The following is a 245-nucleotide window of genomic DNA, read 5'->3' as shown; positions in this document are numbered from 1 at the left end:
CTGTGTTGAGCCCGCTTAAGACAACGGGTGAAACATCACCTAAGTGTAGTTTTACAGTATTTGTAAAATATGAAAATAATGAATTTACCGGTATGATAGCTGGTGATATAGATATGCCTTCGCAGATGGCTGAACCTTTGGAATATCAGATGGATGGCGTTGGTAGTATATTGGCAAATGCGGTTCCGATTGTGGAAAAGTTATTAACTAGTAGCGGCAATGATAACAATAGAGATAATCCACCC

General features: G+C 39.2%; 1 protein-coding gene. It reads left to right on the top strand.

Features of this window, described 5'->3' with window-relative positions; all coding sequences use genetic code 11:
- A partial coding sequence (locus F0L74_RS34735; protein ID WP_188316292.1) for a hypothetical protein occupies positions 1–245 on the top strand: 245 nt, incomplete at both ends.

It is taken from the genome of Chitinophaga agrisoli, from assembly GCF_008386695.1.
Lineage (GTDB): Bacteria > Bacteroidota > Bacteroidia > Chitinophagales > Chitinophagaceae > Chitinophaga > Chitinophaga agrisoli.
This window is presented reverse-complemented; position numbering and strand designations above follow the sequence as displayed.